The sequence below is a fragment of the Bradyrhizobium sp. genome, from assembly GCF_016213215.1.
Classification (GTDB): Bacteria; Pseudomonadota; Alphaproteobacteria; order Rhizobiales; family Xanthobacteraceae; genus Bradyrhizobium.
In genome coordinates this window covers 1-6,698 of record NZ_JACRAW010000102.1, presented here as the reverse complement: position 1 = coordinate 6,698, position 6,698 = coordinate 1, and the positions used below count along the sequence as shown (strand labels likewise).

Here is a 6,698-nt window from a genome sequence, read left to right as displayed (position 1 = left end):
TGGTGTCGCTGGTCGAGAAGGCCGCCGCCAACATCGACGCCGAAAAGGCCGCACGCACGGCCGAGCGGATGCGCAAGGGTCAGTTCGACCTCAACGACATGCGCGAGCAGCTGTCGCAGATGGCGAGCATGGGCGGCATCAGCGGCCTGATGGGCATGATGCCCGGGATCGCCAAGATGAAGAACCAGATCGCGGCCGCCGGCATCGACGACAAGATCCTCAAGCGCCAGATCGCGATCATCGATTCGATGACCCGCGACGAGCGGCGTCACCCGGACATGCTCAAGGCGAGCCGCAAGAAGCGCATTGCCGCGGGCTCCGGCCAGAACGTCGAGCAGGTCAACAAGCTCTTGAAGATGCATCGGAACATGGCCGATGTGATGAAGGCGATGGGCTCGGGCAAACGCGGCCCGCTCGCCGGCATCGCGCAGGCGATGGGTTTTGGCGGCGGCATGAAGCCGCCCTCGCCGGAAGAGATGAAGGCGCTGCAGGAGAAGATGCAGGGTGGAGGCGGCCAAGGCCTGCCGAACCTGCCGAAGGATTTGCCTGCCGGTCTTCGCTCCGGCCTGCCGAATTTGCCGGGGCTCACGGGCCTCAGCAACAAGCCGACCCTGCCCGGGCTCGGCGGCTTCTCCGGACCGGGGAAGAAGAAATGAGGGCACACTTTTCGCTCGCTTTGCTCGCGCCCCGAGAATGACGAGCTGAACCGACACCTTTGAATTAACCGACACTCAGGAGAGACTTAAGAATGTCAGTCGTTATCCGCCTCGCGCGCGCGGGCACCAAGAAGCGCCCCGTCTATCATGTCGTCGCCGCCGACTCGCGCTTTCCGCGCGACGGCCGCTTCATCGAGCGCCTGGGCTATTTCAACCCGCTGCTGCCGAAGGACAATGAGGCCCGGCTGAAGCTCGACATGGACAAGGTCAAGGCCTGGATCGCCAAGGGCGCGCAGCCTTCGGACCGCGTGATGCGCTTCCTCGATGCCGCAGGCGTCGCCAAGCGCGCGCCGCGCAAAAACCCGCAAAAGGCCGTGCCGCGCAAGGAGCGCAAGGCGCAGGCCGAAGCCGCCGCCAAGGCGTAAGGGTTGTTACGATGATCCCGGCCTCATGCTTCGAGACGCACGGCTTACGCCGTGCTCCTCAGCATGAGGAACTATCACCTCATCCTGAGGAGCGGCGTCTCCGCCGCGTCTCGAAGGATGAGGCCCCGAGCGCCCGCTGATGTCGCCCCTCGTCTGCGTCGCGCGGATCGGGGCCGCGCATGGTGTGCGCGGCGCGGTCAAACTGTGGACCTTCACCGAAGATCCCTTCGCCGTGCAGGATTACGGCCCGCTCGTCACCAGGGACGGCACACGCCAGTTCGAGGTGGCGCATGCGCGCGAGGCCAAGGGCCATCTGGTCGCAACGCTCAAGGGCGTCACCACGCGCGATGAGGCCGAGCGGCTGAACGGGCTCGAGCTCTATGTCGCCCGCGACAAATTGCCGACGGCCGGTGAGGGCGAATACTACCACGCCGACCTGATCGGGCTCGCCGCCGTCACGACGGCAGGTGAAGCGCTGGGGCGGGTGATTGCGATCCACAATTTCGGCGCCGGCGATATCATCGAGATCGCGCCGGCCAGGGGCGCGACCATGCTGCTGCCGTTCTCCAATGCGGTGGTGCCGACGGTCGATCTTGAGGGCGGGCGCGTGGTGATCGATCTCCCGCAGGAGATCGAGGCCGAGGATCACTCACCTCGTCCCCGCGAAGGCGGGGACCCATAGTGGTGCCGTGAACATGACTGCTGCTCCGACTGATCGTCCGGCCCTTTGGCGCGCGACCGTCCTGACGCTGTTCCCGGAAATGTTCCCCGGGCCGCTCGGCATCAGCCTGGCCGGGCGGGCGCTGGCATCAGACCTGTGGGCGCTGGATGCCCGTGATATCCGTGCCTCCGCGACCGACCGCCATCGCAGCGTCGACGACACCCCGGCCGGGGGCCGGCCGGGGATGGTGCTGCGGGCCGACATCCTGGCCGCGGCGATTGACGCTGCCGCCGTAGCCCCCGACCGGCCGCGCCTCCTGATGAGCCCGCGGGGTCGGCCATTGACCCAGTCGCGGGTGGTGGAACTTGCCCGGGGTCCCGGCCCGCTGATCGTCTGCGGCCGGTTCGAGGGGGTGGACCAGCGGGTGATCGACGCCAGAGGCCTGGAGGAGGTCTCGATCGGCGATTACGTGCTTTCGGGGGGCGAGATCGCCGCCATCGCCCTGATCGACGCCTGCGTCCGGCTGTTGCCGGGCGTCATGGGCAAAGAAGCTTCAGGAGCCGAGGAGAGCTTTTCGGAAGGGCTCCTGGAATATCCCCAGTACACCCGGCCCCAGCTTTTCGAGGGGGTTCCCATCCCGGAAATCCTCACATCGGGCGACCACGCCAAGGTGGCAGCTTGGCGGAGGGCCCAGGCCGAGGCCCTGACCTGGGCCCGGCGCCCGGACCTGTGGACCGCAAGACCCGGCCAAAAAGCGCCAAAAAGCACGACAGACGGGTGACAAACGCTCGCACTTGCCTTATACGAGCGCCAAATCCGCAATGGCTGGATAGAGGGATATTCGCGCAGCCCCCGTTTTCAGGCTGGGCGCGCCGATGGAGATTACCCATGAACCTGATCAAGCAGCTCGAGAAAGAGCAATTCGACAAGCTCTCCGCCGGCAAGGAGATCCCGGATTTCGGGCCCGGCGACACCGTGATCGTCAACGTGAAGGTGGTCGAAGGCGACCGGACCCGTGTGCAGGCCTATGAGGGCGTCTGCATCGGCCGTTCCGGCGGCGGGCTCAACGAGAGCTTCACCGTGCGCAAGATTTCCTACGGTGAGGGCGTGGAGCGCGTATTCCCGCTGCTCTCCCCGATGATCGACTCGATCAAGGTGGTACGTCGCGGCAAGGTGCGTCGCGCCAAGCTGTATTACCTGCGCAGCCTGCGCGGCAAGTCGGCCCGCATCGTCGAAAAGCAGGACCGCGCGACTGCCGTCGGCGAGTAGGTTCGCCCGCAAGGAACTTGCAGAAGAGCGCGGGGCTTGCCTCGCGCTTTTTTGTTGCGCCGCCGCCCTGCGGCGAAAGCGCTCGCGCTTCCAATTTGGCCTGCTATATACTCGCCCAATGGTTCTGGATCAGACCAGCATTGCCTCTGAGTTCGCAACGCGCGTCGTCATCGACGATCACGCGCGCCTGCCCGGCCGATTTTTCGGCCGTTTTGCGACCTCGGCAACCTCGGAGCTTGGCAGCGCGCACTGAACGCCGCGCTGCCGTTTCTCTGCCGCGCGGAACCGCGCCCATCCGCTTACCAAGATTCCTGGAGCTTGAGCTCATGTCCAAACCGACCACGCTGTACGACAAGATCTGGAACGACCATCTGGTGCACGAGGCCGAAGACGGCACCTGCCTGATCTACATCGACCGCCATCTGGTCCACGAAGTGACCTCGCCGCAGGCCTTCGAAGGCCTGCGCGCGACGGGCCGCAAGGTGCGCGCGCCGGAGAAGACGCTCGCCGTCGTCGACCACAACGTCCCGACCACCGACCGCACCAAGCCCAATCCCGATCCGGAGAGCATCGAGCAGATCAAGGCGCTGGCCGACAACGCCAGGGAATTCGGTGTCGAGTACTACAATGAGTTCGACAAGCGCCAGGGCATCGTGCACGTGATCGGCCCCGAGCAGGGCTTCACGCTGCCGGGCACGACCATCGTCTGCGGTGACAGCCACACTTCGACGCACGGCGCATTCGGCGCGCTGGCGCATGGTATCGGCACTTCCGAAGTCGAGCACGTCCTGGCGACGCAGACCCTGATCCAGAAGAAGGCCAGGAACATGCGCGCCACCGTCGACGGCAAGTTGCCGGAAGGCGTGACGGGCAAGGACATCATCCTCGCCATCATCGGCGAGATCGGCACCGCCGGCGGCACCGGCTATGTGCTGGAATACGCCGGCGAGGCGATCCGCGCGCTGTCGATGGAAGGCCGCATGACGGTCTGCAACATGTCGATCGAAGGCGGCGCCCGCGCGGGCCTGGTCGCGCCCGACCAGAAGGCGTTCGATTTCCTGCGCGACCGTCCCAAGGCGCCGAAGGGCGCCGCCTGGGACGCGGCGATGCGCTACTGGGAGACGCTGCGCTCGGACGAGAACGCGCGTTTCGACCACGAGATCCGGCTGGATGCGGCCAAGCTGCCGCCGATCGTCACCTGGGGCACCTCGCCTGAGGATGTCGTCTCGATCACCGGCATCGTACCCGACCCTGACAAGATCGAGGACGAGGCCAAGCGGCTATCGAAGCATCGCGCGCTGAAATATATGGGCCTCGTTCCCGGCACGAAGATCACCGACATCAAGCTCGATCGCGTCTTCATCGGCTCCTGCACCAACGGCCGCATCGAGGATCTGCGCGCGGCGGCCAAGATCGCCGAAGGCAAGCACGTCAGCGCCAACGTCAACGCGATGGTCGTGCCGGGCTCGGGCCTCGTGAAGGAGCAGGCGGAAGCGGAAGGTCTCGACAAGATCTTCATCAAGGCCGGCTTCGAGTGGCGCGAGCCGGGCTGCTCGATGTGCCTTGCCATGAACCCGGACAAGCTGAAGCCGGAAGAGCGCTGCGCCTCGACCTCGAACCGCAATTTCGAAGGACGCCAGGGCTTCAAGGGCCGCACCCACCTGGTGTCGCCGGCGATGGCGGCGGCGGCGGCGATCGCCGGGCATTTCGTCGACGTGCGGGAGTGGCGGTAAGCCCCTCCTCTTCAACTGAACGATAGCCTTGCTAACCGAGCGGTCGCAAACTTGAGGCTTGCACCGCTCGCGCCTGAGCGAACGCTTGCGAGGCGCGGGGCCGCGGGAGAGAGCATCGGAATGACAGTTTACGCCATCGCGCAATTGAAGATGACGGACCGTGCCGCCTACGATCGCTATCAAGCGAAATTCTTCGACGTTTTCCGGAAGTTCAGCGGCCGCCTGCTCGCAGCCGACGAGCAACCCACCGTTGTCGAAGGCGCATGGCCCTGCGACAAGCTGGTGCTCATGTCCTTTCCCGACGAGGCCGCGTTTAACGCCTGGGCGGACTCGCCGGAATATCTCGAGATCAGCCGCGACCGCAAAGCAGGCGCGCAGGCGACCGTGCTCCTGGTAGAAGGATTTACGCCAGGTCGCTAGACGGCACCGACGTCACCACCCCCACGGACCAACGCCAATTCCGAAGCCAAAGCCGAACGGCGCGTAGTACGGGTAGGGTCGGTAATAGTAGGGCCGCGCGTAGTAGGGATAGGGCCGGTAGTAGGGTCGATAGCCGTAATAGGGGCGATAGTAACGCCGGTAATACCGGCGCGCGCTAAAGTCCGTGACTTTCCCGGCCTGATGATGCGGCGCTGTGGCTTGGGCAGGCGCAGCGGCGGCAGGAATAGTCACGGCTGGCGCGGCGAGCGCCAGCAGTCCGGCCGCAAGCGTAGCTCCGATTAATGCTTTCATGAAAAGGTCCTCCTGAGCAGGCAAACGCAACCTTAGAATGCGACCTCCCTTGCCGTCAGCGCAATAAGAAAAGGCCTGCATCGCAAGGCCTGTCTGTCCGGCACGTCAGGCGTGTGCGTCTCAGCCGCGGCGCCAATAGCAGCTCATGTGCGGAACGATCACCGTGCCGCTCGGCCGGTATTCCTGCACGTAGATGGCATTGCACTCCCGCACCGCGCCGGGCCCGGGATTGTAGCGCGGATAGACGCCATCCGGCTGGTAGTACGGATAGACTCGGAGCCGGGTCGGCGGGCGCCGACGCAGCGGAGCATCCGGGACAACGGCTTGCGCCAGCCGGATTTCGGCCGACGCCGCTTGCGCCTGCGCACTCCGATCCGGCAGCGAAACCGCCGCGATACAAGCCAAGAATAGTGCTGCCGTCCCGCCCCGCATCGTATCACTCACGCAAATGGCCCCGCCTCGGTAGCTTTGGCCGCCTCGGGCGCCGTACGGTCCCTGTTTTCGCAGATCCCGTCAACTGCTCCTTTGACCATAAAGCGAGATGCACCGAAGCGAAACCCGCGCTAAACAGGAGATATGTGGACGAGTCTGAAAGCACCGACGCTGGCCGAAATGGAGGCGATGGCGCACGACGAGTTCGAGCGCCTGCCGAAGCGTTTTCGTGATCTCTGCGAAGGCCTCATCATCCGTGTCGATGACTTCCCGACCGAGGAGGTTATCGACGAGATGGAATGCGACAGCGAGTTCGAACTCCTTGGCCTGTTTCAGGGCACCGGCCTGCCCCACCAGAGCCATGACGATATCGCCCGCCTGCCCAACATGATCTGGCTCTATCGCCGGCCGATCCTGGACTACTGGGCGGAACATGAGGAGACGCTGGGCCACATCGTCCGCCACGTGCTCGTGCACGAGATCGGTCACCATTTCGGCCTTTCCGACGACGATATGGAAGCGATCGAGGCCCAGGCAAACTAGGCCCAGCCCAATTGCCCCTTGGATCGGGCCTGCCGCCGAGCTAAAACCGGCACCCAACGGGCAGACCGGCGAGCTTCGGCTGCTGCCTTGCACGGCCCCCAATCGAAAAACCAGGACCAAAGACCAGGACCATGGACAAGTTCACCACGCTGGAAGGCGTCGCGGCCCCGCTGAAGATCATCAATGTCGATACCGACATGATCATCCCGAAGCAGTATCTGAAGACGATCAAGCGCACCGGTCTCGG

9 protein-coding genes and 2 pseudogenes are annotated in these 6,698 nt (G+C 64.8%); 9 read left to right on the top strand and 2 right to left on the bottom strand.

Annotated elements, in window-relative coordinates:
• The 7 genes and pseudogenes from HY852_RS17670 to HY852_RS17640 form a co-directional block, all read left to right on the top strand.
• Positions 1-656: pseudogene (locus HY852_RS17670) on the top strand (signal recognition particle protein); the annotation flags it as partial.
• A gap of 92 nt (positions 657-748) precedes the next feature.
• On the top strand, positions 749-1,081 hold the full coding sequence (gene rpsP, locus HY852_RS17665; protein WP_291606070.1) for a 30S ribosomal protein S16: 333 nt from the start codon (positions 749-751) through the stop codon (positions 1,079-1,081).
• 136 nt (positions 1,082-1,217) lie between these two features.
• A complete protein-coding gene (gene rimM / locus HY852_RS17660; protein WP_291606072.1) occupies positions 1,218-1,763 on the top strand; it encodes a ribosome maturation factor RimM in 546 nt (181 codons plus the stop codon).
• 13 nt (positions 1,764-1,776) lie between these two features.
• The gene (gene trmD / locus HY852_RS17655) at positions 1,777-2,523 is read left to right on the top strand and encodes a tRNA (guanosine(37)-N1)-methyltransferase TrmD (protein ID WP_291606069.1); all 747 of its coding nucleotides are present in this window, start codon (positions 1,777-1,779) and stop codon (positions 2,521-2,523) included.
• A 107-nt stretch (positions 2,524-2,630) separates the two neighbouring features.
• On the top strand, positions 2,631-3,011 hold the full coding sequence (gene rplS / locus HY852_RS17650; protein ID WP_291606068.1) for a 50S ribosomal protein L19: 381 nt from the start codon (positions 2,631-2,633) through the stop codon (positions 3,009-3,011).
• Between the two features lie 326 nt (positions 3,012-3,337).
• Entirely contained in the window at positions 3,338-4,744 is a 1,407-nt protein-coding gene (leuC, locus tag HY852_RS17645; RefSeq protein ID WP_291606067.1) for a 3-isopropylmalate dehydratase large subunit, read from the top strand.
• Positions 4,745-4,864: 120 nt separating this feature from the next.
• On the top strand, positions 4,865-5,164 hold the full coding sequence (locus HY852_RS17640; protein ID WP_291606066.1) for a DUF1330 domain-containing protein: 300 nt from the start codon (positions 4,865-4,867) through the stop codon (positions 5,162-5,164).
• A 12-nt stretch (positions 5,165-5,176) separates the two neighbouring features.
• Here HY852_RS17640 and HY852_RS17635 read toward each other — a convergent pair whose 3' ends face one another.
• Together HY852_RS17635 and HY852_RS17630 are read right to left on the bottom strand one after the other, a co-directional pair.
• A complete protein-coding gene (locus HY852_RS17635) occupies positions 5,177-5,476 on the bottom strand; it encodes a hypothetical protein (RefSeq protein ID WP_291606065.1) in 300 nt (99 codons plus the stop codon).
• A gap of 120 nt (positions 5,477-5,596) precedes the next feature.
• Positions 5,597-5,908 carry a hypothetical protein gene (locus HY852_RS17630; RefSeq protein ID WP_291606071.1) on the bottom strand — a complete coding sequence of 104 codons (312 nt, stop codon included), beginning with the start codon at positions 5,906-5,908 and terminating at the stop codon, positions 5,597-5,599.
• Between the two features lie 144 nt (positions 5,909-6,052).
• Here HY852_RS17630 and HY852_RS17625 point away from each other — a divergent pair, with 144 nt between their 5' ends.
• Together HY852_RS17625 and HY852_RS17620 are read left to right on the top strand one after the other, a co-directional pair.
• On the top strand, positions 6,053-6,451 hold the full coding sequence (locus HY852_RS17625) for a metallopeptidase family protein (RefSeq protein ID WP_291606064.1): 399 nt from the start codon (positions 6,053-6,055) through the stop codon (positions 6,449-6,451).
• A gap of 131 nt (positions 6,452-6,582) precedes the next feature.
• Positions 6,583-6,698: pseudogene (locus HY852_RS17620) on the top strand (3-isopropylmalate dehydratase small subunit); the annotation flags it as partial.

What these genes read in the sequence shown, in the direction of transcription:
- rpsP (WP_291606070.1), top strand. Translation starts at nt 749, where the DNA reads ATGTCAGTCGTTATCCGCCTCGCGCGCGCGGGCACCAAGAAGCGCCCC.
- leuC (WP_291606067.1), top strand. Translation starts at nt 3,338, where the DNA reads ATGTCCAAACCGACCACGCTGTACGACAAGATCTGGAACGACCATCTG.
- HY852_RS17640 (WP_291606066.1), top strand. Translation starts at nt 4,865, where the DNA reads ATGACAGTTTACGCCATCGCGCAATTGAAGATGACGGACCGTGCCGCC.
- HY852_RS17630 (WP_291606071.1), bottom strand. Translation starts at nt 5,908, where the DNA reads ATGCGGGGCGGGACGGCAGCACTATTCTTGGCTTGTATCGCGGCGGTT.
- rplS (WP_291606068.1), top strand. Translation starts at nt 2,631, where the DNA reads ATGAACCTGATCAAGCAGCTCGAGAAAGAGCAATTCGACAAGCTCTCC.
- HY852_RS17635 (WP_291606065.1), bottom strand. Translation starts at nt 5,476, where the DNA reads ATGAAAGCATTAATCGGAGCTACGCTTGCGGCCGGACTGCTGGCGCTC.
- trmD (WP_291606069.1), top strand. Translation starts at nt 1,777, where the DNA reads ATGACTGCTGCTCCGACTGATCGTCCGGCCCTTTGGCGCGCGACCGTC.
- HY852_RS17625 (WP_291606064.1), top strand. Translation starts at nt 6,053, where the DNA reads ATGTGGACGAGTCTGAAAGCACCGACGCTGGCCGAAATGGAGGCGATG.